A 23,571-nucleotide genomic window follows, 5' to 3' on the forward strand; every position below is an offset into this window, starting at 1 on the left:
AAGCTGCTCCGTAGACACCATCACAGGGGATCACGGTGTAGTGAGCGGTGCGAAGGTCTCCCCGTCATCACGTGAGACCTCGATTCCTTCGGCGGTGGCTACCCAGATGCGGTGGCCGTCATTGTCGGTCTGCGCCGCGGCGATCGCTGCAGGTTCTCCTTCGATGGCACCGCCTTCTTCCCAGGTGAGACCGGCATCAGCGCTGACGTGAATTGATCCGTCAGGGGTGACACCGACCGCTGTCTCACCGGCGAAGGTCGTGAAGATCAGCAAGGGCGCGGTCGTAACGGGCGCCCACGTGGTTCCGCTGTCCTCGGACCGGTAGAGGCCTCTCTCGGTGGTAGCCAGGACCGTGTTGTTGCCGGCGCCGGCGAGGCTGTAGGCGGGCGAGGTCTCAGCTGTGACGGTCCAGGTGCGACCGTCGGGGCTGGTGATGATGTGTCCGTCATGCCTGATGAGTCCGTCGCTGGTTGCGGGGAGGGCATGAAAGTCCGTCTCGCCCTGCCGTGACACGGGTTCCCAGGTGCGGCCGTCATCAGTGCTGGTGATGAGACCGACAGGGTCGGGGAGATCCGTGCCGGGTCCTGGATGACCCGAGGCGTAGAGGGTGCCGTCGCTGGTGCTGGTGAATCCCATGAGGTCGATCGTCGGGCCGACCTGTCGGGCCGGCAAATGGGTGACGTCGAAGAGTCCGTCGTGGGTGGCGAGCAGGATGCGATTGGTACCAGGGTCGACGCTCATGCCATGAATGTGACCGGACGGGTAGCCCGCCGCTGGCGCGGGCGCCGCCGGTGCATCCGCTGGTGTGTCCAGGGAGGTCGAGACTGGGGTGGCGCAGGCGCCGAGCAGCACGGCGAGGGCGGCGATCGAGGGCTCGGTGAGTGGCCGGAACGGTGCCGGTATGGAGGGGACGGGGCCCCCACACCGGCACCTGTCAGAGAGCAATCACAGCCCTTGGACGCGGTCCTTACGGAGCGGGTCCAAGGGGTGGATTGCGTGGTGTTGCTGGCGTGAGGTCAGAGGCCCGCGAGGAGCTCCTTCATCTCGTCAATGTCGGCTTGCTGGGTGGTGACGATGGTTTCCGCCAGTTCGATCGCTTCAGGGCTTTCGCCGTCTTCGATCTCGGTGTGCGCCATGTCGATCGCGCCCTCGTGGTGGGCTGTCATGGACTCCAGGAACATGCGCGATGCTTCGGTGCCTTCGGCGGATTCGAGGTCGGACATCTGGTCCTCGCTCATCATTCCCTCCATGCTGCCCATGGATTCAGACTCGGATCCCATGTCGCCCATGTCGTGGCCTTCCATGCCGCCTCCGGGCTCCATGGGCTCACCCCAGGCCTCGAGCCAACCGGTCATGGTCTCGATCTCGGGGCCTTGGGCATCCTTGATCCTCGTTGCGAGGTTGATGGTGTCGGAACTGATGCCGTCCTTGGCGAGCATCATGTCGCTCATCTCCACGGCCTGCTTGTGATGGGGAATCATCATCTGCGCGAACATCACGTCCGCGTCGTTGTGCTCCTCAGACACAGCCTCCGAGCCGGGGGTCGCTGACGCGTCAGCGGAGGGTGACGCTTCAGCAGCTGCGCTTGAGGCAGGAGCAGCAGCTTGGGTGCTGGTCGTGGCGGTGCTGGTGCTGGTGCTGGTGCCCGAGTCTGTGCCGCAGGCAGAGAGGGTGAGGGCCGTGGCGAGGCTCAGGGCGGCAATGGAGAAGTAACGCTTCATGATGGTCAGATCCTTCGGAGCTCACAGTGGGTGTTGTGTCAGTCGCTCACCCCGGACAGGGCCAAGGGGCGAGGCAGTGCCGGCTACGCCGTCGGACCGGGTCGATTCAGGTCGACACGTCGAGGGTGCGGACACGCGAGAGAACTGGCCCTGCCACCGGTCATGCCGGGGTGCAGGCCGCGGATTCTACGTGCGACTGATGCAGAGTTGAGTCAGTGAGGGGGTGGGAGCTGGTCGGGATGCCCAGTACGCCGGGGGTGGTCCGCGACGCAGCAGCGAGGACGTGAGGGCTCGCCCGGTCGGGGTGAGGAGCCAGGCGATACCGACGAGGACCATGGCCAGCACACACATGCTCAGCGCCATCTCGTCCGCGCAGTCCGCACCGCACCCTGCGAGCACTTCCTGATCGGTGTGATCACCGGCCAACTGGGTCAGCGCGGGCAACAGCTGGGTCGCCGAATGGTCATGTGCATGGCCGGCAGAGGCCGCTGAAGACCCTGCTGAAGACCCTGCTGCAGAGGCGGGGGTGGAGCTGACCGTCGTGGTGCCCACCGTCGGGGCGATCGCGCTGTGATGGGTTGTTGCCCCGTGTCCACCCAGCCAAACGTGCATGGCGAGGATCCCGACGATCACAGCTGTCAGGCCGACGAATGAGAGCAGGGCAGCAAGCAGGGAAGTTAGGGGCGTGCGGAGCGGTGCGAGAGGACGCGGTCCGTAGCTGATTCCAGCTCTCACCACTCTCACCGTCCTTCCCTTGTTGCTGTCGTTGCTGTCGTGGCTGTGCTTCACGCGGCTTCCCGACATATACGGCGATGGAGGGGTGACCGAGCGACGCCGGTAGGTTCCGCCTTCGTGCCTGGGCGTCCAGCGTAACCAGTGCCGCTACGAGCACCGAACCTGATCAACGAACAGATCGTCGAGCAGGTTCGATGCTCCCGGGGGGGGGTACCTCCAAGCGGCGGCGATCTCAGTCTGAGCTGACCCGTTCCGGGCTGAGGTCGATCCGGCGCAGCAGCTGCGCGTTCAGCGCCACCACGATCGTCGACACACTCATCAGGACCGCGCCGGCGGCGGGGGAGAGCAGGATCCCCGCGAACGCCAGCACCCCTGCGGCCAGGGGGACAGCGAGCACGTTGTACCCGGAGGCCCAGATCAGGTTCTGGATCATCGTGCGGTAGCTCGCCCGGGACAGGTCGATCAGAGCCAGTACCGCCCTCGGGTCATTCCCGGCCAGGACCACGCCGGCCGACTCCATGGCCACGTCCGTGCCGGCACCGATAGCGATGCCGACCTCGGCGCGGGCCAGGGCAGGGGCGTCGTTCACGCCGTCGCCGACCATCGCGACTTTCAAGCCGCGGGCCTGCAGCTCCGTGACTTCGGTGTCCTTGTCCTGCGGCAGGACGTCCGCGAACACCTCATCGATTCCTAGTTCCTTGCCGACGATGTCGGCGACCTGGCGTGCGTCACCGGTGATCATCGCTACTTTCACCCCGCGGGCCTGCAACGCCTTCACCGCTGCCCGGGATTCCTCGCGGACTTTGTCCTCGAGCCTGACCGCGCCGATGACCGAGCCGCCGCGGATGACGTGGAGCACAGAGGCACCACGGCCCACCCATTCCTGCACCGTCCCAGCAATATCTGCGGGGGTGGTGAGGCCGAGCTCTGCGAGCATGTTCGGTCCACCGACGGCCACCTGGTGGCCATTGACGGTTGCCCGGACACCGCGTCCGGTCATGGAACTGAATCCGGTCCCGGTGTAGGAGAGTTCTGCTGCGGCGCGGTTGGTGTGTGCTGCGGTGACGATGGCGCGGGCGACCGGGTGTTCACTGTCGGCTTCCGCGGCTCCGGCCAGGGCCAGGAGTTCAGCCTCCCTGACACCGGTGATGGTGGTGGTTGCGGTGACTGCGTGTTTGCCCTCGGTGAGGGTGCCGGTCTTGTCGAACAGGACGAGGTCGATGGTCCGCATGCGTTCCAGGGCGATCCGGTTCTTGATCAGGACCCTGGCCTTCGCAGCGCGCTCGGTCGAGATGGCGATGACCAGGGGGATTGCCAGTCCGAGGGCGTGGGGGCAGGCGATCACCAGGACGGTGACGGTACGGATCACCGCATCATCCGGGCTGCCGAGGAGCATCCACGTGATGAAGGTCAGGATGCCGGCGCCGAGTGCGAAGTAGAACAGCAGTGCCGCGGCCCGGTCCGCGAGAGCCGGAGCCCTCGAGGAGGACGCCTGGGCTTCGGCGACCAGACGCTTGATCCCGGCCAGAGTGGTCTCGGACCCGACGGCGTTCACTTGCACGCGGACTGCGTTATCTGTGGCGACCGTGCCGGCTACGACGGTCTCGCCGATGGAGCGGGAAACAGTGCGTGATTCGCCGGTGATCATCGACTCGTCAAACTCGGCGACACCGTCGACGATCTGCCCGTCCGCGGGAACCCGGGCGCCAGAGCGTACGAGCACGACATCACCGATGACCAAGGCACTGACGGGCACGGTTTCGACGCCTGTTTCGGCGCCAGTGCCGGTCACTCCGTCGGCCTCGTCGGGGAGCAGTGCTGCCAGGGCGTCCAGGGCGCCGGCGACGGAGCCGAGGGCCCGCATCTCCATCCAGTGACCGAGGAGCATGATGACGACAGCAGGGCGAGCTCCTACCAGAAGTCCAGGTCGAAATCACCGATGCCAAGGGTCGTGATCCAGGAGGCGATGAAGGCGACGCTGATCGCCATCGCGATCAGCAGCATCATGCCCAGCTGCCGGGACTTCAGTTCTGTCAAACCGCCTTTGAGGAACGGGGCACCGCCGTAGACAAAGATGACCGTGCCAAGGATCGGAGCGATCCACGTCGAGCCGGGGAACTCCCGCGGCAGGTACCCCAGGAGCATGGTGAACATATGGCTGAAAGCGACCACGGGAACCGCGAGGACCAGGTTGATCCAGAACCGGTGCTTGAACATCGCCGTCGAGTGCCCGGCATGCTCCCCGTGGGAGTGGACCTGATGATCCTCATCCGCGCCATGACCCGCCCCGCGACCCTTGCCGCGCGCGTGCCCGCTGTGATCCGCAGGATGGCCGAAGTCGTGGCGTTGATCGGGATGCTCCTTGGCGGAGATCGCCGGATGGGCGTGGCTTCCGGGCATCGCCTGGCCGTGCGTCGATTCCGGTTCGGCCGGGTGGTGCTGCTGGTTGTTGATGTTCTGGTTCTTGCTCATGATGGATCTTTCCCCGGCCCCCTCGAGGGGAGGGGGCCCCGCCGACACGGTGGCCTCAGTCGCCGGCAGCGCTGCAGTGACTTGCCGGGTCGCGCAGCACCCACACGACCTTGCTGTAGGGGAGTTCGCGTCGGAGTTCTGGGTGCCGCTGATGTCGGTGAGGTTTATCGGGGTCCTGACAGTCTCAGTCATGGGGTCTCCCGCAATCGGTGAGCCGCGAAGTGTTGAGGTAGCCGCACTGAAAGAATGAGCGAGCCTCGAGTGAGTGCTGGTGAGGCCCGGTTCACATCACGCGGTGCAGTTGACCTGTACGGCGTTCGTCCCGAGGGGCTGGGAGACCACCTTCTGAGGTAGCACCGAATTTATACCCCCCAGGGGTATTGGTCAAGGTGCTGTGCATCACAACTCGTCTTGGGTGTTCTCGGGGAGTGTTCATGGCATTACGCCGGGCACCCACTCCCGTGCAGAATGCCGAGCGCTGCCGCTGCACCCCCTCGTGACTCGCCGTTGGCAGGCACGAGGGAACCAGGGATCCACCGGGCCATCGCAGGCGCTCCAGACGCCCTTGCGGCAACAACCTTCGGAATTGAGCCGGTCCCATGGCCTCCGTGCCAAGGACCTGCAGGAGCGTCCGCGCCTGCAGGGACAGCACGCGGGACCGGGAGGACGGCCGGATGACTCCCATCCGATACCGACAGCTCACCCCGCAGGCAGGGGAAGGGCAATCACCATGACCCGTACGTCCATTCCGGCGAGCCATCGCGGCCGTCACCCACTACGTCGCCCTCGAGGTCTCTCGTACTCCGCGAAGACCAGCGCCGTCGCGGTCGGTAAGCCCGCGATCATCGCAGCCCGGACGGTGACCAGCGACCGCCGGCCGTCCGTCGGGGCCGATCCGGCGGTGCGGGGGACGCGCGGATCCCGCTCCAGCCAGAGGTCACGCTGGCGTGCTGCATCGCACGGGCCCCAACGCCGGAGCAGCAGGCGGTCCGTCCCGAGGATGACCGCCCCTGCGTCAGCGCCCATCGGAGCCGGCGGTGACCGACCGGACCATCAATGGCACGATCGGTAGGGGCGTCCGCCGGAAGGGACGAACCACCAGGGTCAGTCTCCGCTCGGCGGGGAGTAGAGCTGCAGGTCGTTCCCCTCGCTGTCCTTGAAGGGGAGGATGCGCCCCCACGGGTACTCGCTGATCTCGCCCTCGATGGACGCGCCACCGCGGCCGGAGATCTGCTCGAGTTCGTCCTCGATGGATCCCTCGGGCTGAAGGCTGATCACGGCTCCGCCGCCGGATCCCTCGTGGGTGTTCTCCCGGGCGTTGAGTCCGATGGTCATGCCGCCGGCGTCGATCTCGGACCAGTCGGTGTCCTGCATCCGGACGTCGAACCCGAGCGTGTCGCGGTAGAACGCGACGGCGCGCTGCATGTCCTCCACCGGTACCCAGACTGTTGCTACTCCCTTGGCCATGATGTTCCTCTCGCGGACGCCGACCGGCTGTCCCTCGGGTGTCGGGGATCGGTTCTGATTCCCGCCTCCGACGCTACCGAGGGGGCCGGGGCCGCGAGGGCCGTTCCGTGAGCCTTGACGCCGAGCAGGGCATGCTCTCCGCGAGCGGGTATCAGCTCAGCGGGGCCGAGCCGCTGCGTGCTTGCGGGCGAGCTCGGCCAGGGTGTCGTCCACGCCGTCGTCCTGGAACGCGCCGAACTTCCGCTCCGCCGCGGTGCGGAGCAGGAAATCGGCGATCGCCGGATTCTTGGGGAGCAGCGAGCCGTGGAGGTAGCTGGCCACGATGTTGCGGTGCCGCGCGCCCTCGTGGCTCTCCTCGGCGTTGTTGCCCGCGCCCTTGGTGACCGTGGCGAGCGGCTTCAGCCCCTCTCCGAGGAACGTCTGCCCGCTGTGGTTCTCGTACCCGTGGATCTGTCCGAACTCCTCGCTCTCGGCCATCACGTTGCCGATGAGGCGCTCGGTACCCCCGCGGGTCTCGAGGTCCAGCACCCCGATCCCGGGGATGACCGTTCCCTCGTGCGTCCGGAACTCGTTGCCGAAGAGCTGGTACAGCCCGCAGATCAGCAGCATCGGTGTGCCGTCCTCGGCCAGTTCGCGGAGCCTCGGCGCGATCGCCTGCAGATCGTCCTGGATGACCACCTGCCCGCTGTCCTGGCCGCCGCCGCCCACGATGAGGTCGACGTCCTCGGGGAAGGAGTCACCCACGTTGTGCTCGAGGATCTCCGCACCGTAGCCACGCCAGGCGAGCCGCTGCTTCAGCACGAGCACGTTGCCGTAGTCGCCGTAGATGTTCATCTCCCGCGGGTACAGCTGCAGGATCCGCAGCGAGCCCTTCGCGGGATCGGCGGGGGCCTCGCTGAGGGCGGCGGCGGATGGGACGTCGGTCATCAGGAGACCACCTCGACCTTCGTGATCCTGGAGAGTTCGCGGCGTACCGCGAGCATGGCCGTGTACGTGCAGAAGATGCGCTTGGGACGGCCCTGGGAGCCGCTGATGAACTGCTTCAGGGCGTCCGTGATGTCCGGCTCGACGGCGCCCACCCGGACGTCGTCGTACGTGAGCCGCAACGCCATGTCGTAGGCGCGGACGCCGCTCACCATCTCCACGCCGCCCAGGCCGAGCGAGTCGAAGTCGACGTCCCACAGCCAGGACATGTCCCGGCCGTCGGCGTAGTTGTCGTTGATGGCGATCATCGTCGCGCACCCCGCGGGGTCGAAGGACGTGAGGCCCAGGCGGAACCCGCTCGGGTTCTTCACGAGCACCAGCTCGAGGGCCTGTCCGTCCACCACGAGGCTCTCGCCGCGGCCGAATGCGGGTTCGACGGCGGCGAGGGACTCGAAGAGCCGGTCGGTGTCCGCGGCGGTACCGAGTACAGCTCGAGCCGCGGCGAGCGCGGCTGCCGCGTTGAAGATGTTGTACACGCCCCGCAGGCGGAGGTCCGTGCGGGTTCGGACCCCGTCCACCTCGAACTGCGCCGAGGCGCCGTCCACCGAGCGGAGGACGACGTCGGCCGGGAGCGCGGACGCCGGCGCCGTGCCCTCGGCACCGCGTAGTTCGTCGTCGTTCGGGAACGTGCTGCGGAGCGAGGCGTCGAGGCCGAAGTAGGTGACGGCGGCACCGGTTACCGAGGAGGCGATCCCTGCGACGCGGGGGTCCTCGCGGTTGAGCACCACCGTGCCGGTGGTCGCCATCGCGATGCGCTCGAGCAGCCGCGTGGTCGCGTCGATCTCGCCGAAGCGGTCCAGCTGGTCGCGCAGCACGTTGAGCAGGAGCGAGTAGCGGGGCGGGACGAGTTTCACGAAGTGCACCGCGTGCGCCTCGTCGAGTTCCAGGACGGCGACGTCGGCCGTCAGGCGGCCGCGCCAGTCCACCGCGCCCAGCAGGGCTGCCGCGACGCCTCGGGTGAAGTTGCTGCCGGTGCGGTTCGTGAAGACCGTCAGGCCCTGACCCTCGAGCAGTTCCACCACCATCTTGGTGGTCGTCGTCTTGCCGTTCGTCCCGCTGATGACCACGACGCCGCGGGGCACCGTCGAGAGTGCGCGGCCCATGAAGGCGGGGTCGAGGCGCTCGACCACGAGGCCCGGGAAGGCGGAGCCGCCGCCGCGCAGGCGGGAGGCGAACCGCACGGCCTTGCCCAGGAGGACCGGAAGGGGATTCATGCGTCAAAACTATCGCAGTCACCGGCGTCGGCCCGGCATGCGCGGCGCGGGACCGCGGGCCCGGGCGACCTAGACTTGCCTGATGACGTCATCCCTCCCCGTGCTGTCCCCTGCGGAGATCGTGCCGTCCCCGGCAGGTCGCTCCGTCCGTGTGGGGGAGGAGCGAACTCCCGGACCCGCGCCGTCGTCGGGGCTGGAGTCCGGGCCGGAGCCCGGCCGCCGCGCCGTCGTCGTGGGAGTGCTCGCGGTGCAGGGCGACGTGCGCGAACACGTGGCGACGCTCGCATCGCTGGGCGCCCGGGCCATCCCCGTACGGCGGCCGTCCGAGCTCGAGGCGATCGACGGCCTGATCATCCCGGGCGGCGAGTCGACCACCATCGACAAGCTCACCCGGACGTTCGGGCTGGCGGGGCCCCTGCGCGAACTGATCCGTCAGGGCCTGCCCGTCTACGGTTCCTGCGCCGGCATGATCATGCTCTCCGACGTCGTCGCGGACCCCTCGCTCGACCGGGAGGGGAACCCCCAGCAGACCCTCGGTGGACTGGACATCGTGGTGCGGAGGAACGCCTTCGGCCGCCAGCGCGAGTCCTTCGAGACGGACCTCGCCTTCGAGGGCCTCGCCGCGACGGACCGATCGGCTGCGACCGAGCCCGTGCGCGCCGTGTTCATCCGCGCGCCGTGGGTGGAGCAGGTGGGGCCGGCCGTGCAGGTCCTCGCCCAGGTACCGGCCGCGCCCACCCCTCCCGCTGCGTCGGCGGATCGGCCCTCACACCCCGTACACGACAGTGCGGGGAACGACGTCGCCGGGCCCGGCTCGGCGCCCGAACGCGCCGCTAGGATTGTCGCAGTGCGTTCTGGCACCCTGCTGGCCACGAGCTTCCACCCGGAGGTCACCGGCGAGCGGCGGGTCCATGAACTTTTCATCCGGATGATCAGAGGAGAAGCGTAAGCATGTCGGGCCACTCCAAATGGGCAACAACCAAGCACAAGAAGGCCGCGATCGACGCCAAGCGCGCGAAGTCCTTCGCCAAGCTGATCAAGAACATCGAGGTCGCGGCGCGTGCGGGCGGCGCGGACGTGGCGGGCAACCCCGGCCTCGAGCTGGCTGTCTCCAAGGCCAAGAAGACGTCGGTTCCCATCGACAACATCAACCGCGCGGTCAAGCGCGGAGCGGGCCTGCTCGGCGAGGCAGTCGACTACCAGACGATCATGTACGAGGCGCGCGGACCCCAGGGCTCGGCCCTGCTGATCGAGTGCCTCACGGACAACAAGAACCGGGCCGCCTCCGAGGTGCGCCTCGGCATCTCCCGCAATGGCGGTACGATCGCCGACCCGGGCTCCGTGGCGTACCTGTTCACACGCAAGGGTGTCGTGACGCTGCCGAAGAACGGTCTCACCGAGGACGAACTGCTGATGTCCGTCCTCGACGCCGGCGCCGACGAGGTGAAGGAATCGGCCGACTCGTTCGAGATCGTCTCCGAGCCCCAGGACCTGCGCGCCGTGGTCGCCGCGCTGGACGAGAGCAGCATCGAGTACGAGACCGACGACGTCGAGTTCGTCCCCTCCATGCAGGTGGACCTCGACGCGGACGGCGCGCGCACGTTCCTCAAGCTCGTGGACGCACTCGAGGAGCTCGACGACGTCCAGAACGTCTACTCCAACGCGCACCTCCCCGACGACGTGCTCGCCGAGCTCGAGGACGACTGACATCGAGGCCTTCCCCGTGATGCGCGCGGCCGCCGCGGCTCTCACGACCCGGGACCTGCCGTGACGTACCGGGTCATGGGCGTGGATCCGGGACTGACGCGCTGCGGGCTCGCGGTCGTCGACGTCGAACCGAACCGGCGCTCCACCCTCGTGGCCGTGGGTGTGGTGGGGACGGAAGCGCACCGGAGCCTCGACGAGCGGCTGCTCGTCATCTCCGAGGCGGTGGACCTGTGGCTCGATCTCCACAAGCCGCACGCGCTCGCGGTCGAGCGTGTGTTCAGCCAGTTGAACGTCAGCACCGTCATGGGCACCGCGCAGGCCTCCGGCGTCGTCATCGTGTCCGCGGCGCGCCGCGGCGTGCCGGTCGCCCTGCACACTCCCACCGAGGTCAAGGCGGCGGTGACCGGTAACGGTCAGGCCGACAAGGCGGCGGTGACCAAGATGGTGACGAAGATCCTGCGCCTCGACACGCCGCCGCGACCCGCGGACGCGGCGGATGCCCTGGCACTCGCCATCACGCACGCGTGGCGCCGTAGCGTCAGCGGCGTGAGTGCGGGCGCGGGTGCCGTCGCGACCGGGGGAGCCGCGAGCGGCGCCGCGATCACACCGGCGCAGCGCATCTGGGCCGAGGCGGAAGCCCGCGCCCGACGTCGGTGACGTACGTTTGCTCGAGAGTCGGCTCTGCACTTTGCTCGAGCGACGGCTCTCGCGTCGCCCGAGCGCCCGCGCCGCGCCCGCGTCGGTGTGGCGGCTCGACCGGCGGCACCCCGGCCGGTACCGTTCTGCAATAGAACGTATCTTCGAAGGCAGCGGTGCGGTCAGCCGCCACGTGGACCGTCGGTACGTCAACGACCTCTTCATCTCCCGTCCCTCCGCCCCCTGGAGCACCCCATGATCAATTCCCTCCGCGGGACAGTGACCCACGTCGGTCTGCACTCCGCCGTGATCGACGTCAACGGTTTCGGCATGCAGGTGCAGGCCACGCCGCAGACCCTCTCCGGGTTGCGCACGGGGGAGCAGGCCACGGTGGCCACGGCGATGATCGTCCGCGAGGACTCGATGACGCTCTTCGGGTTCGAGGACGCGGACCAGCGCGAGGTCTTCGAGACCCTCCTTGCCGTCAGCGGCGTCGGCCCGCGCCTGGCTCTGGCCGTGCTCGCGGTGCACACTCCCGAGGCCATCCGCGTCGCGGCGTCGGCCGGAGATGACAAGGCCTTCAGCAAGGTACCCGGCATTGGCCCGAAGGGAGCCCGTCGGATCGTGCTCGAGCTCGCCGGGAAGCTCGTACCGCTCGACTCGGCGCCGGGCGTCCCCCTGGCGACGTGGCAGGGTCAGGTCCTCACCGCCATGATGGGCCTCGGCTGGTCGGAGAAGGACGCCGGCGCGGCCATCGACGCAGCCGTCGCCGACGCGCCCGAGGTCGCGGCGACCGGTGACGTGGGCCAGATCCTCAAACTCACCCTCCGCCGGCTCGGGCAGGACGGCGCCCGGAGCTCGGCGCGCACGAGGTCCGCCGGGACGCGCGAATCCGGTGCCCCGACGAGGACGACGGTGGGCTCGTGACGGACCGGCATCCGGACCACCAGCCCGACGACGTCCCCCTGGTCGCGGCCTCCGCCGACCCCGAGGACCGCGCGGTCGAGGCCGCGCTCCGGCCGAAGAACCTCGACGACTTCGTGGGGCAGAAGCGGGTGCGGCGCCAGCTCTCCCTGATGCTCGAGGCCTCCCGGATGCGCGGGCGCAGCGCGGACCACGTGCTGCTGTCGGGGCCACCCGGACTCGGCAAGACGACGCTCGCCATGATCATCGCCGCGGAGATGAACGCGCCGCTGCGCATCACCTCCGGCCCCGCCATCCAGCACGCCGGCGACCTCGCCGCCGTCCTCTCCTCGCTGACCGAGGGGGAGGTGCTCTTCCTCGACGAGATCCACCGCATGTCCCGCCCGGCCGAGGAGATGCTCTACATGGCCATGGAGGATTTCCGCGTCGACATCATCGTGGGCAAGGGCCCGGGGGCCACGGCCATCCCGCTGGAACTCCCTCCGTTCACCCTCGTGGGCGCCACCACCCGGGCCGGACTCCTGCCCGGACCGCTCAGGGACCGTTTCGGTTTCACCGGGCACCTCGAGTTCTACTCCACGGAGGAACTCGAACTCGTGCTGCGGCGGTCGGCCATGCTGATGGACATGAAGGTCAACTCGGTCGCATTCGCGGAGGTCGCCGGCCGCTCGCGTGGCACACCGCGTATCGCGAACCGCCTGCTGCGCCGTGTCCGCGACTGGGCCCTCGTGCACGGCGAGGAACTCATCGACGCGCGGGCGGCCGGCGCGGCACTCGACATGTACGAGGTGGACGCACGGGGCCTGGATCGCCTCGACAGGTCGGTGCTGACCGCCCTGATCACCAAGTTCAACGGAGGTCCGGTGGGACTCTCCACCCTCGCGATCGCCGTGGGCGAGGAACCCGAGACGGTGGAGACCGTCGCGGAGCCCTACCTCGTGCGGGAGGGGATGCTCGGACGCACCCCTCGCGGCAGGATCGCCACCGCTGCGGCGTGGCAGCACCTCGGCCTGGTCATGCCTCCGCACGTCGCGGCAGCCATGCCCGAGGACCTGTTCTCGGTGGCTCCGGAAGACCTCCTCGGCAGCGAATCGACCCTTGACAGCTGGGCGAAGCCCGAGTCCTGACGTCGGGACGCCCGGTATTCACCTTTACACTGGTGTCTCACGAACGTGTGCCGGCCCACATCCACGCCGTCCACACCCAGTCCCAGGATCGGAACCCCACGTGCTCGCTGCTGTAGTCGCCCAGACCGCCTCCGGAGAAGCCCCTCCGTTCGACATCTTCAGCCTGCTGCTGCCGCTGCTCCTCGCCTTCCTCCTCTTCTCCATGTTCCGGCGCCAACGCAAGGCCCAGCAGCAGGTGAAGGAGATGCGGACGCAGATGGAGCCGGGCACCGAGGTCATGACCCAGTTCGGGCTCTACGGCACCATCGTGTCGATCGACCAGGAGAACAACAAGGCCGTGCTCGAGCTGTCGCCCGGAACCTTCGCGACGGTGCACACGCAGGCTCTCTCCAAGGTGGTGCTGCAGGAGACCGCCGCCGATTCCTCGGACGACGTCGACCACACGGCGACCGCTGACGACGCCACCGCGCACGAGCTCGGCTCCTCGTCGGTCCCCGACGACGCCTCCTCGATCGACGACGTCGACCGCTCCGCCCCGGCCGGGTCCACGGGGTCCACCGGTACGACCGCGGGCGGTTCCACCGCCGCCACATCCACCGGCGCGGCCGGCCTGCCCGACCAGGACCGCGAGGGGCGCGACCCGCTGGGTCCGAACGACCCCCCGGTCAAGCGCGACAACTAGCATGTCCAGGGGCGCGGACAGCGTGCTGCGCCCGTCGAAGGACCGAACCGGCGCCATGACGCGCGCCTCAGCATAAGGACACCCCACCATGCCTCGTACCGGCCCCGGGACGGCAGCCAAGCGGACACTAGTCTGGCTGGGTGCATTGACAGCACTGCTCGCGATCCTCCTCGGAGCGGGCTCCTACTGGAGCACCGCGAGTTGGAGCCCGCGCCTCGCCCTCGACCTCGAGGGTGGCACGCAGATGATCCTCGCCCCCCGCGTGCAGGACGGCAGCGAGATCACCCCCGAGCAGCTGGACCAGGCCGTGGAGATCATCCGGCAGCGCGTCGACGGATCGGGCGTCTCCGAGGCCGAGATCAACACGCAGTCCGGCCAGAACGTGATCGTCTCGCTGCCGGGCACTCCGGATCCCGAGACGCGCGATCTCATCCAGGCCTCGGCGCAGATGGAGTTCCGGCCGGTCCTGGCCGGCGGTCCCGGTCAGGCCGCGCCGGCCGATCCGCCCGTCGCGGAGGACGCACTCCCGCAGCCGGCCGCAGAGCCGCAAAACGCCAGCGACCCGAACTGGATCACCCCGGAGCTGTACCGGGAATTCGAGGCCCTCGACTGCCTCGACCCTGCCTCCCTGGAGCCCGCGGAGGAGCCTGCCCCCGCCGATCAGCCGCTCGTCGCGTGCGAACCGGACACCCAGGGCAAATACATCCTCGGTCCCGTGGAAGTGCCCGGCACGGACATCTCCTCGGCGAGCTTCGGCCTGCAGCGCGGCTCGCAGGGCCAGTCGCTCAACACCTGGGCGGTGAACATCGACTTCAACGACGAAGGCACGGAGATCTTCCGCGAGGTCACCGAGCGCCTGTACGCGATCGGTCGGGGTGATCCCCGCAACCAGTTCGCCATCGTCCTGGACGGCCGGATCGTCTCCGCGCCGACCACGAACGTCGTCATCCCGGACGGTAACCCGCAGATCAGCGGCAACTTCACCGAGGAATCCGCAGCGGCCCTCGCGGAGCAGCTGAAGTACGGGGCCCTGCCGATCAGTTTCGAGATCCAGAGCGAGCAGCAGATCTCCGCCACCCTGGGCGCGGACCAGCTGAGGCTCGGCCTGATCGCGGGTCTGATCGGGCTCGGCCTCGTCGCCGTGTACTCGATGTTCCAGTACCGCCTGCTGGGCCTCGTCACCATCGCCTCGCTCGTCGTTGCAGGTGTCCTGACGTACCTCGCCATCTGCATCCTCGGCTGGACGGAGAACTACCGTCTCTCGCTCGCCGGTGTGGCGGGGTTGATCGTCGCCATCGGCCAGACGGCCGACTCCTTCATCGTCTACTTCGAACGTATCCGTGACGAACTGCGCGACGGGCGCGGTCTGGTGTCGGCGGTCGAGAACGGCTGGCGACGCGCCAAGCGCACGGTCCTGGCCTCGAAGGCCGTGAACCTGCTGGCCGCACTGGTGCTCTACTTCGTCGCCGTCGGGAACGTCCGTGGCTTCGCGTTCACCCTCGGACTGACGGCGATCGCGGACCTCGTGGTCGTGTTCCTCTTCACGCACCCCGTCCTCAGGCTGCTGGCCAGGACGAAGTTCTTCGGCGAGGGCCACCCGTGGTCGGGGCTCGATCCGAGCCGCCTCGGTGGCATCCCGCTGTACCGCGGTGCCGGTCGCCTGCGCGATCCGGACGAGAAGCGGGTCGTCGTCACGCGTGCCCGTAACAAGAAGGCCGAGGCGGAGGCGGAACGTCGCATGACCATCGCCGAGCGTCGCCGCGCCGAGCAGCAGAAGTCGCTCGCCGGGCGCAGCGGTTCCGAGGAGCGTATGGAACAGCCGACCGCCGGACGCACAGGCTCCACCGTCGCCGGGCGTACCGGTTCCTCCCAGAAAGAGACCCACGAATGAGCCGCACCAGCTTCGCCACCTTCGGCAACGAGCTGTACTCGGGGAAGCGCTCCTACCCCTTCGTCGCCAAGCGCAACCTCTGGTTCCTGATCGCGGGGATCGCGGTGCTCATCTCGATCATCATCCCGGTGGTCAAGGGCGGCTTCAACCTCGGCATCGATTTCCGTGGAGGCTCCGAGTTCACCGTCTCGGCCACGGAGAACACCGACGTCGCGATCGGCGAGGGCGCGGTGACCGACGTCGTTCCCGACGCCGTCCCGAGGGTCACCAACATCGCCGCGGACACCATGCGAGTCCAGACCGAGCGCCTCACCGACGACCAGACGCTCAGCGTCCGCGACAACCTCGTGAGTGGGTACGGCGTCTCGGAGGACCAGGTCACCTCCAGCTTCGTCGGACCGACCTGGGGCGAGGACGTCAGCCGCCAGGCGCTGATCGGCTTCGGTGCGTTCGTCCTGCTCGCCGCCATCTTCATGGCCATCTACTTCCGCACGTGGAAGATGTCCCTGGCCGCGATGGCCGCGCTCGTGGTGGTCATGGTGGTCACCGCCGGGCTGTACTCGCTGAGCGACTTCGAGGTCACACCGTCCGCCATCATCGGGTTCCTGACCATCCTCAGCTACGCGCTCTACGACACCGTGGTGGTGTTCGACAAGATCCGGGAGAACACAGCGGACGTGACCATCTCCACCAAGCGGACGTTCGCGGAGCAGGTCAATCTCGCGGTGAACCAGACGCTCGTCCGGTCCATCAACACCTCGGTCGTCGCGATCCTCCCCGTGGCCTCCATCCTGTTCATCGGTGCTTTCCTCCTCGGCGCCGGAACGCTCCAGGACCTGTCCCTCGCGTTGTTCATCGGGATCATCCTCGGGACACTGGGCACCATCTTCATCGCCGCCCCGCTGTACGCCGCTCTGCGGCTCAACGAACCGGAGCTGCGCAAGCAGGAGAAGAAGGTGCAGAACCGCCGGTCACTCGAGGAGGCATCGGTCTGAGTCGGAGGAGCCGCGGAGAACGGCCGCTCCTCCGCGGCTAGACTTGTCACCGGCGCTCTCCGCACGGCGGATGAGTGCCTCGCAACCCTGGATCGAGACCGAGGAACGTGCGCATGGCTGAAGCGGCGGAACCCGTCGATCGTCCGATGGACGGTCAGGACGCCGGCGCGCCAGCATCGGCGGGCAGGGTGGCCACGGACGCACCCCGGTCGCCCGAACCCTCCCGCGGGCTCGTGCAGCCCGAGACCCCGCCGTCGGCACGGCCTCTGCCGCCGGGCGACCAGGCGGCACCCGGTCGGCGCGGACGCACCAGGGCCCGCATCGCCCGCCTGACGGGGCGGGGATCGTCCGGGTACTCGCCCGTGCTGGAGCCGCTGCTGCGAACCGTCCGTGCGAACAACCCGAAAGAGGACCTGGACCTCATCCAGCGCGCCTACCTCGTCGCCGAGCGGAGCCACGAGGGGCAGAAGCGCAAGAGCGGTGACCCCTACATCACCCACCCCGTCGCGGTCGCCACGATCCTCGCCGAACTCGGCATGACCGGCACCACGCTCGCCGCCGCGCTGCTGCACGACACCGTCGAAGACACCTCCTACACGCTCGAGGAGCTCAAGCGCGACTTCGGCCCCGAGGTGGCCATGCTCGTGGACGGCGTCACGAAGCTGGACAAGGTGTCCTTCGGGGACGCCGCGCAGGCCGAGACGGTCCGCAAGATGGTCGTCGCCATGGCCAAGGACATCCGGGTCCTCGTCATCAAGCTGGCCGACCGCCTGCACAACGCGCGGACCTGGCGCTTCGTCTCGGCGGCCTCCTCTGCCAAGAAGGCCAGGGAGACGCTCGAGATCTTCGCGCCGCTGGCGCACCGCCTCGGCATGAACACCATCAAATGGGAGTTGGAGGATCTCTCCTTCGCCGCCCTGCACCCGAAGGTGTACGAGGAGATCGTCCGGATGGTGGGGGACAGGACCCCTGAGCGGGAGAAGCACCTCGGTCTGGTGCGCAACCAGGTCGAGGAGGACCTGCGGGCCGTGAAGATCAAGGCGACCATCACCGGCCGGCCGAAGCACTACTACTCGATCTACCAGAAGATGATCGTCCGCGGTAAGGACTTCGACGACATCCACGACCTCATGGGCGTGCGCGTCCTCGTGGACAGCGTCCGTGACTGCTACGCGACCCTTGGCTCCCTGCACTCGCGCTGGAACCCCCTGCCCGGGCGGTTCAAGGACTACATCGCGATGCCCAAGTTCAACATGTACCAGTCGCTCCACACCACGGTCATCGGTCCGGGCGGCAAGCCGGTGGAGATCCAGATCCGCACCCACGACATGCACCGCCGGGCCGAGTACGGCGTGGCAGCGCACTGGAAGTACAAGAACGGCGGCAAGCAGCTCGAGGCCCCCGACAACGGGGACATGGGCTGGCTGAGGAGCCTGGTCGACTGGCAGCAGGAGACCGCGGACCCCGACGAGTTCCTCGACTCCCTGCGGTTCGAGATCAACGCCCGCGAGGTCTTCGTCTTCACGCCCAAGGGCGAGGTCATGGCGCTCCCCGCCGGGTCGACGCCGGTCGATTTCGCCTACGCCGTCCATACCGAGGTGGGACACCGCACCATCGGTGCCCGGGTCAACGGGAAGCTGGTCCCGCTCAACAGCGAGCTGAACCACGGCGACTGGGTGGAGATCTTCACCTCCAAGGCCGAAGGGGCGGGGCCCAGCCAGGACTGGCAGGGCTTCGTCAAGAGCCCGCGGGCGCGCAACAAGATCCGGCAGTGGTTCACCAAGGAGCGCCGCGAGGAGGCGATCGACAAGGGCAAGGAGCTGCTGACGCGCGCCATGCGCAAGCAGAACCTGCCGCTCCAGCGCATGATGACTCACAGCGCGCTGATGTCGGTGGCCGAGGATCTCAAGCACCACGACATCTCCGCTCTCTACGCCGCCGTCGGGGACGGTCACACCTCCGCCCAGAACGTGATCGAGCACCTCGTGGCGCTCATGGGCGGGCACGAGGACGCCGAGGAGAAGATCGCCGAGACGGTGGTCCCCTCGCAGCCGCGACGCCCGAAGTTCTCCGACTCGGGCGTGACGGTCCGCGGAGTCGGGGACGTGTGGGTCAAGCTGGCGCGATGCTGCACCCCGGTACCGCCGGATCCGATCATCGGGTTCGTCACGCGCGGTTCCGGCGTGTCCGTGCACCGCAACGACTGCCGGAATGTGCAGGAGCTCCGGGACCAGCCCGACCGGATCGTCCCGGTCGACTGGGCTCCCACGCAGTCCAGCGTCTTCCTCGTGGAGATCCAGGTCGAGGCACTGGACCGCAAGAGCCTGCTCTCCGACGTGACGAGCGTCCTCGCGGAGAACCACGTGAACATCCTCGCGGCCAACGTGAACACCTCGTCGGATCGCGTGGCGATGTCGCGCTTCGCCTTCGAGATGGGCGATCCGAAGTACCTCAATCACATCCTCAGCGCGGTGCGGCGCATCGACGGCGTGTTCGACGTCTACCGCACCACGGGCTCGCAGCGGCGCTCCTGACGTCCTCCTGCATGGACGCTCCCTTCACCTCGGCGCGCTCCTTTCCTGTTCCGGTTCTTGTGCCCGCCGCAGACGGGTCAGCGCGCGGGTCTTCCCCGGCACACGGACGGCGGTGACCAGTGCGGCTTCGACGAGCCGCAGGGGGCAGTCCAGCTCGCGAGCGTCGCCGATCGCTCGCAGGATGGGCACGGCATCCCGGTCCTCACCGTGCACCGCGACGTCGAGCGCCGTGCGCAGCGGAGTGGTGACGGAGACCCCACCCACGAGGTTCACGTCGAAGGGGCCGAGCGCCACCTGGTGCATCACGGCGGCGGTGAACGGCGGCAGCGCCGTCGTCCTCCGGCGGTGGTCCGTCACGAGGCTGATGACGGCCGGCGCCGGGGCGCACCCGTAGACCCAGGCGGCGCAGGACCGGCCGAGGGCGACGCGCGGGCGGAGGGAGTGCGGGACGCTGCGTGCGGCGGCCTGTGATCTCGTGGCCGGATCCTCGCGGAAGTCGCTGCGCAGATAGGACTGCCCGATCACGAGGTGAACGAGGCCGTCGAGTCGCATGGCCTGGAGCTCGGCCGAGGTGAAGATCTCACCCGCGTGGAACAGGGCACCGCCGGTGGATGTGATGGGGGAACCGCCGTCGCCCAGCACCCGCTCGGGTGGTGCTGATGCGTGGATGCTGTGCAGGGGCGGCATCACCCCAGCATCGCCATCCCGTTGCCCATGTGAAAGCCCTCCGGCTCCGTTGTGGACAACGGGACCGGAGGGCTTCGCGGGCAGCTCTGTAGCTAGGAGAAGTCCTGTGCCGAGCGCTGCAGCATCTCGAGCCACTGCTCGCGGGCGGTGAGTGCCTCGCGAGCGGTCGCGATCTTCTTCGCGTCCCCCGCACGTTCCGCAGCGGCGAGGTCCTCCTTGAGCTGCGCGATGGTCGCCTCGAGCTGACTCAGCGCACTGTTGGTGCGTGCCTTGGTCTCGGGATTGGTCTTCGACCAGTTCTCGTCCTCCGCGGCCTTGACGGCGTCCTCGACCTGACGGAGGCCGGCGTCGATCCGCCCCATGTCCGCCCGCGGCACCTTGCCTGCCTCGTCCCAGCGGTCGCGGACGGACTGCAGGGCCTTCTTCGCCGCCGCGAGATCCTTGACCGGCAGGATCTGCCGCGCCTCCTTGAGCAGGGCCTCCTTCGCCACGAGGTTCGTGGCGTACTCCTCGTCCACGGCCTCGTTGGCGCTCTTGCGGGCTTCGAAGAAGCGGTCCTGGGCGGCGCGGAAGCGAGCCCAGAGGGCGTCGTCGTCCTTCCGGCTGGCCCGCTTCGAGGCCTTCCATTCGTCCATGAGGCGCCGGTACTCAGCGGCCGTCTGGCCCCAGTCCGTCGATTCGGAGAGCTGCTCGGCGCGCTTGATCAGCGCCTCCTTGGCCTGCTTCGCCGCGGCGTTGTCGGTGTCGAGCTGGGAGAAGTAGGCGCGGCGATGCCGATCGAACACGGTCCGCGCGGAGCGGAACCGCTTCCAGAGGGCGTCCTCCGTGCCCCGTCCGAGCCTCGGCCCGGTCTTCTGGGCGGTCTTCCACACCTCGAACAACTCGTTCATCCGCGTGCTGCTGGCCTTCCACTGCACGGTGGCCGGGTCGCGTCCGGCGAGTTCCTCGGCCTCGGCGACGATCGCCTCCCGGGCTGCCAGCTCCTTGGCCTTCAGCTCCTCCTGCGCGGCCCGTTCGGCCTTCTCCAGGCCGCTGAGTGCGGCGAGCAGGGCATCGATACGCGCTTCGAGCGCCAGAACGTCGCCCACCATGGTGCGCTCGCCCACCTGCGCGCGCAGGTGCTTTGCCGTCTTCGTCATGTCCGACGACGGCGCCTTGGCGTGCACCCGCTGTTCGAGCAGGGCGACCTGGCTCGCGACGTCGTCGTACTTGCGGACGAAGTACGCCAGCGCCTCCTCCTGTGTGGCATCGGGGTACTGGCCCACCGCGTGCTCGGAGCCGTCGACGATCAGGAAGACGTGACCGTCCTCCTCGACGCGGGCGAACTTGGCGGCTTCGGCGAGGGGGGTGCTGTGCGCGGGCGGCGCGACGATCGGCGGTGCGGCCTTCCGCGACGGGCGCGGAACCATCGCCGTGGGCAGCGGAGGGCGAGGTGCTGCCGTTGCGGGCGTGGGCGGACTCAGGGGGGCTGGCTCGTCCGCGAGCGGTGCGGCGGGCTCCGCCGTCGCCGTCGCGGCCGGTGCGAGCTCGGGCGCGGCTGCCCCGGCCGTTTCCGGCGCGGCGGAAGCCGGCACTGGTTCGGCGTCGGGAGTGGCCTCAATAGTCGCGTCGGGCGCTGTGGTGGGCGCGGCGTCCGGCGAGGAGTCGGCGTGCTCGGACGCGGGGCTTGCGGCCTCCGTCGCATCCGGGGACGTGGCGTCTGCGACGTCATCCGGGGAGATCGTCCGGGCAGCATCGGCCGGCGTGGGAGCCTCAGGAGCATCGTTCACCCCAGGCGCATCCACGTCGGCGACGTCGGAGGCGACGGGAGCGTCGGCTGTCCCGGGAGTGTGGAGCGCATCGGGGGCGTCGTCCGTCCCGGAAGCATCGGTCGCCTCGGTGGCGTCGTCCGTCAGGGGACCCTCGGTCGTCTCGGCCGTCTCGACCGTCAGGGGAGCCTCGGAGGTTTCCAGTGCGTCGGGTGTGGGGCCGGCCATCGGTGCGGTCCCGGAGGTGTCGCGCGGGGCGCTGTCCTCCTGGAGGTCACGGTCCATGGTCGTGTCGTCGGATTGCTGACTGTGTGTCACCGCTACAAGTCTTTCGCTCGTCGGATGGCCCTGAGCTACGCCGGGGCCATGGTCATGCAGGTCGTGCTGGGTCGGACGGGTGCTGCGGATCGCGCCGAAGGTGCGTGATTCCGCGGAACCTGCCCTGAGGCTACTGTATCCAGCGGCGCGGCGGCCCGTGAGTCCGGGTGCGCGCCGTGAGCTGTGCCGCGCCTCCCGGTGAGCGCACCGGCTGTCCGGGCAGTCTCGTGGACCGCTTGCACGGGTGCGTCGCCTCGCCGCCTAGGATTGGTGGGCGGAACCGGACCGCCTGCGCGGGAGCGCGTGGCCCGGACGCACCGATCATCCGCGTTCAGGAGGACACCCCCATGGCCCGCAAGGCATCACTCTCCGGTTTCCCCGAGTGGCTCCCGGAGGAGCGACTCGTCGAGCAGCACGTGCTCGAGGTGCTCCAGCGGACCTTCGAGCTGCACGGGTTCTCGAGCATCGAGACCAGGGCGGTCGAGACGGTGGACCACCTCTTGCGCAAGGGCGAGATCGACAAGGAGGTCTACGCGGTCTCCCGCCTGCAGGCGGAGGAGGCCTCGGCGTCGGAGAGCGGGCTCGCGCTGCACTACGACCTCACGGTGCCGTTCGCCCGGTACGTCGTCGAGAACGCCGGTCACCTCGCCTTCCCGTTCCGGCGCTACCAGATCCAGAAGTGCTGGCGGGGTGAGCGGCCGCAGGAGGGCCGCGCCCGGGAGTTCACGCAGGCGGACATCGACGTGGTGGGGGACGGCGTCCTGCCCTTCCGGTACGACGTCGAACTCGCCCTCGCGGTCGTCGAGGCTCTCGGAGCGCTGCCCATCCCGGCGTTCACCCTGCGGGTGAACAACCGGAAGCTCGCGGAGGGCTTCTACCGCGCCATCGGGCTCGAGGACACCGCGGCCGTGCTCCGGAGCATCGACAAGCTCGAGAAGATCGGCCCCGAGAAGGTCGGTGCGCTGCTCCGCGACGAGGTACAGGCGGACGAGCACCAGGTGGGCCTGGCCCTCGACCTCGCGGGCATCCGGACGGCGGACACCTCCTTCGTGGAGCAGGTCCGGGCCCTCGGCGTCTCGGGCGAACTGCTCGAGGAAGGTCTCGAGGAACTCCGGCAGGTGGTCGGCGAGGCGTCGCGCCGCGCTCCTGGTCGGGTCGTGGCGGACCTCAGCATCGCGCGCGGGCTCGACTACTACACGGGCACCGTCTACGAGACCGTCCTCGACGGTCACGAGGGCCTCGGCAGCATCTGCTCCGGCGGCCGCTACGACGCACTCGCGAGCAAGGGCACCCGGACGTTCCCCGGCGTCGGGCTCTCCATCGGCGTCACGCGGATCGTCTCGCGCATCCTCAGCCAGGGTTTCGCAACGGTCTCACGCGGCGTCCCGACGGCGGTGCTGGTCACCCTGACGGACGACGACGCGTGGTCCGAGGCCCAGGACGTCGCCGCGGCGCTGCGGCAGCGCGGCATCTCCACCGAGGTGGCGGCCGGCGCGGAGAAGTTCGGCAAGCAGATCAAGTTCGCCGACCGGCGCGGTATCCCGTTCGTCTGGTTCACCGCGGCGGACGGGTCCCACGAGGTCAAGGACATCCGCTCCGGCGAGCAGGTGGCCGCTGATCCGGCGTCCTGGACGCCCCCGCAGGCCGATCTGCGCCCGAGCGTCGCGAGGTCCTGAAGCCGGGGCGCAGCGTCAGGCGCCCCGCCCTCGGGGCACTCCGAGCGTGCGAG

Annotated in this window: 17 protein-coding genes and 1 pseudogene; 10 read left to right on the forward strand and 8 right to left on the reverse strand. The window is 68.8% G+C overall.

Features of this window, described 5'->3' with window-relative positions; all coding sequences use genetic code 11:
* Positions 1 to 30 precede the first annotated feature (30 nt).
* The 6 genes and pseudogenes from AC4D16_RS00950 to AC4D16_RS00975 form a co-directional block, all read right to left on the reverse strand.
* Positions 31 to 852: a F510_1955 family glycosylhydrolase gene (locus tag AC4D16_RS00950; protein ID WP_490954641.1), complete on the reverse strand. Its 822-nt coding sequence runs from the start codon at positions 850 to 852 to the stop codon at positions 31 to 33.
* 164 nt (positions 853 to 1,016) lie between these two features.
* A complete protein-coding gene (locus AC4D16_RS00955; RefSeq protein WP_490953628.1) occupies positions 1,017 to 1,721 on the reverse strand; it encodes a DUF305 domain-containing protein in 705 nt (234 codons plus the stop codon).
* Positions 1,722 to 2,688: 967 nt separating this feature from the next.
* Positions 2,689 to 4,673, reverse strand: a pseudogene (locus tag AC4D16_RS00960) (copper-translocating P-type ATPase).
* Between the two features lie 1,359 nt (positions 4,674 to 6,032).
* Entirely contained in the window at positions 6,033 to 6,395 is a 363-nt protein-coding gene (locus tag AC4D16_RS00965) for a VOC family protein (protein ID WP_490953629.1), read from the reverse strand.
* Positions 6,396 to 6,551: 156 nt separating this feature from the next.
* On the reverse strand, positions 6,552 to 7,322 hold the full coding sequence (locus AC4D16_RS00970; RefSeq protein WP_490953630.1) for a type 1 glutamine amidotransferase: 771 nt from the start codon (positions 7,320 to 7,322) through the stop codon (positions 6,552 to 6,554).
* The gene (locus AC4D16_RS00975; protein ID WP_490949296.1) at positions 7,322 to 8,593 is read right to left on the reverse strand and encodes a MurT ligase domain-containing protein; all 1,272 of its coding nucleotides are present in this window, start codon (positions 8,591 to 8,593) and stop codon (positions 7,322 to 7,324) included. Before AC4D16_RS00975 ends, AC4D16_RS00970 begins: the two co-directional genes overlap by 1 nt.
* 82 nt (positions 8,594 to 8,675) lie before the next feature.
* On the opposite strand from AC4D16_RS00975, the gene pdxT reads away from it, so the two are divergent.
* The 9 genes from pdxT (at position 8,676) to AC4D16_RS01020 (ending at position 19,089) form a co-directional block, all read left to right on the forward strand.
* On the forward strand, positions 8,676 to 9,542 hold the full coding sequence (gene pdxT, locus AC4D16_RS00980; protein ID WP_490953631.1) for a pyridoxal 5'-phosphate synthase glutaminase subunit PdxT: 867 nt from the start codon (positions 8,676 to 8,678) through the stop codon (positions 9,540 to 9,542).
* A gap of 2 nt (positions 9,543 to 9,544) precedes the next feature.
* Positions 9,545 to 10,300, forward strand: coding sequence for a YebC/PmpR family DNA-binding transcriptional regulator (locus tag AC4D16_RS00985; RefSeq protein WP_490953632.1), 756 nt, complete (start codon positions 9,545 to 9,547; stop codon positions 10,298 to 10,300).
* A gap of 60 nt (positions 10,301 to 10,360) precedes the next feature.
* Positions 10,361 to 10,957, forward strand: coding sequence for a crossover junction endodeoxyribonuclease RuvC (gene ruvC, locus AC4D16_RS00990; RefSeq protein ID WP_490953633.1), 597 nt, complete (start codon positions 10,361 to 10,363; stop codon positions 10,955 to 10,957).
* A gap of 234 nt (positions 10,958 to 11,191) precedes the next feature.
* Complete coding sequence (gene ruvA / locus AC4D16_RS00995; protein ID WP_490953634.1) at positions 11,192 to 11,863, forward strand: Holliday junction branch migration protein RuvA; 672 nt, start codon at positions 11,192 to 11,194, stop codon at positions 11,861 to 11,863.
* Between the two features lie 38 nt (positions 11,864 to 11,901).
* Entirely contained in the window at positions 11,902 to 12,987 is a 1,086-nt protein-coding gene (gene ruvB / locus AC4D16_RS01000) for a Holliday junction branch migration DNA helicase RuvB (RefSeq protein WP_490954642.1), read from the forward strand.
* Positions 12,988 to 13,087: 100 nt separating this feature from the next.
* A complete protein-coding gene (gene yajC, locus AC4D16_RS01005) occupies positions 13,088 to 13,669 on the forward strand; it encodes a preprotein translocase subunit YajC (protein ID WP_490953635.1) in 582 nt (193 codons plus the stop codon).
* Positions 13,670 to 13,757: 88 nt separating this feature from the next.
* Complete coding sequence (secD, locus tag AC4D16_RS01010; RefSeq protein ID WP_490953636.1) at positions 13,758 to 15,560, forward strand: protein translocase subunit SecD; 1,803 nt, start codon at positions 13,758 to 13,760, stop codon at positions 15,558 to 15,560.
* Positions 15,557 to 16,555, forward strand: coding sequence for a protein translocase subunit SecF (gene secF / locus AC4D16_RS01015; RefSeq protein ID WP_490949289.1), 999 nt, complete (start codon positions 15,557 to 15,559; stop codon positions 16,553 to 16,555). Before secD ends, secF begins: the two co-directional genes overlap by 4 nt.
* 113 nt (positions 16,556 to 16,668) lie before the next feature.
* A complete protein-coding gene (locus AC4D16_RS01020; protein ID WP_490949288.1) occupies positions 16,669 to 19,089 on the forward strand; it encodes a RelA/SpoT family protein in 2,421 nt (806 codons plus the stop codon).
* Positions 19,090 to 19,113: 24 nt separating this feature from the next.
* Here the strand turns inward: AC4D16_RS01020 and AC4D16_RS01025 are convergent, their stop codons facing one another.
* Both AC4D16_RS01025 and AC4D16_RS01030 read right to left on the reverse strand, forming a co-directional pair.
* A complete protein-coding gene (locus AC4D16_RS01025; RefSeq protein WP_490953637.1) occupies positions 19,114 to 19,776 on the reverse strand; it encodes a hypothetical protein in 663 nt (220 codons plus the stop codon).
* A gap of 92 nt (positions 19,777 to 19,868) precedes the next feature.
* Positions 19,869 to 21,497: a DUF349 domain-containing protein gene (locus AC4D16_RS01030; protein WP_490954643.1), complete on the reverse strand. Its 1,629-nt coding sequence runs from the start codon at positions 21,495 to 21,497 to the stop codon at positions 19,869 to 19,871.
* 692 nt (positions 21,498 to 22,189) lie between these two features.
* On the opposite strand from AC4D16_RS01030, the gene hisS reads away from it, so the two are divergent.
* Positions 22,190 to 23,518, forward strand: a complete 1,329-nt coding sequence (hisS, locus tag AC4D16_RS01035) for a histidine--tRNA ligase (protein WP_490953638.1) — start codon at positions 22,190 to 22,192, stop codon at positions 23,516 to 23,518.
* Positions 23,519 to 23,571 lie beyond the last annotated feature (53 nt).

The organism is Arthrobacter sp. TJ-236, assembly GCF_058269235.1.

What these genes read in the sequence shown, in the direction of transcription:
- AC4D16_RS00955 (WP_490953628.1), bottom strand. Translation starts at nt 1,721, where the DNA reads ATGAAGCGTTACTTCTCCATTGCCGCCCTGAGCCTCGCCACGGCCCTC.
- AC4D16_RS00965 (WP_490953629.1), bottom strand. Translation starts at nt 6,395, where the DNA reads ATGGCCAAGGGAGTAGCAACAGTCTGGGTACCGGTGGAGGACATGCAG.
- AC4D16_RS00970 (WP_490953630.1), bottom strand. Translation starts at nt 7,322, where the DNA reads ATGACCGACGTCCCATCCGCCGCCGCCCTCAGCGAGGCCCCCGCCGAT.
- AC4D16_RS00975 (WP_490949296.1), bottom strand. Translation starts at nt 8,593, where the DNA reads ATGAATCCCCTTCCGGTCCTCCTGGGCAAGGCCGTGCGGTTCGCCTCC.
- pdxT (WP_490953631.1), top strand. Translation starts at nt 8,676, where the DNA reads ATGACGTCATCCCTCCCCGTGCTGTCCCCTGCGGAGATCGTGCCGTCC.
- AC4D16_RS00985 (WP_490953632.1), top strand. Translation starts at nt 9,545, where the DNA reads ATGTCGGGCCACTCCAAATGGGCAACAACCAAGCACAAGAAGGCCGCG.
- ruvA (WP_490953634.1), top strand. Translation starts at nt 11,192, where the DNA reads ATGATCAATTCCCTCCGCGGGACAGTGACCCACGTCGGTCTGCACTCC.
- secD (WP_490953636.1), top strand. Translation starts at nt 13,758, where the DNA reads ATGCCTCGTACCGGCCCCGGGACGGCAGCCAAGCGGACACTAGTCTGG.
- secF (WP_490949289.1), top strand. Translation starts at nt 15,557, where the DNA reads ATGAGCCGCACCAGCTTCGCCACCTTCGGCAACGAGCTGTACTCGGGG.
- AC4D16_RS01020 (WP_490949288.1), top strand. Translation starts at nt 16,669, where the DNA reads ATGGCTGAAGCGGCGGAACCCGTCGATCGTCCGATGGACGGTCAGGAC.
- AC4D16_RS01025 (WP_490953637.1), bottom strand. Translation starts at nt 19,776, where the DNA reads ATGCCGCCCCTGCACAGCATCCACGCATCAGCACCACCCGAGCGGGTG.
- hisS (WP_490953638.1), top strand. Translation starts at nt 22,190, where the DNA reads ATGGCCCGCAAGGCATCACTCTCCGGTTTCCCCGAGTGGCTCCCGGAG.